Annotated in this window: 1 protein-coding gene; it reads right to left on the bottom strand. The window is 58.5% G+C overall.

What is annotated here, in order from left to right; genetic code table 11:
- Nucleotides 1-405, bottom strand: a 405-nt coding sequence (locus COY37_RS06385; RefSeq protein ID WP_286976836.1) for a hypothetical protein, incomplete at both ends; no start/stop codon positions are given.

Raw genomic sequence — 405 nt, 5'->3', positions numbered from 1 at the left:
ACCGCGCTCGCATAATCCAGAAGGCTTGCGATAAGGCGATTCCAGCCCGGCATATCCGCCGCCGTACTTGCACCCCTAGCCTCATCGACCAGGCGCTCTGCAACACGCTGGGCCACTCTTGTAGCCTCATCCGTCTTGCCGACGGCGCCAAACGTGTAGACGAAATTCTCCGGTGCATCCGATTCGGCGGCCCGTTCGGCCCTGATTGCACCAAGCGTATAAGCGGCGAACCCTTCTTCTAGTCGGCCTATCCTTTCCTCAAGGATACGGCTCTGGATATCGACCGGCGTACTCTCAAAAACGTTTAGCACCTGATAGCGGGCCGGATCGTCCAAGAGAACCTCATTGGGATGGCAGTATGCGGATGCGTTAAGCGCCCTTCGCGCGCTATCTCCCACCCAATCC

Source organism: Candidatus Aquicultor secundus, from assembly GCF_002791875.1.
Lineage (GTDB): Bacteria > Actinomycetota > Aquicultoria > Aquicultorales > Aquicultoraceae > Aquicultor_A > Aquicultor_A secundus.
Note: the sequence above shows the minus strand (reverse complement) of the source record. Positions and strands in the feature narration are given on the sequence as shown.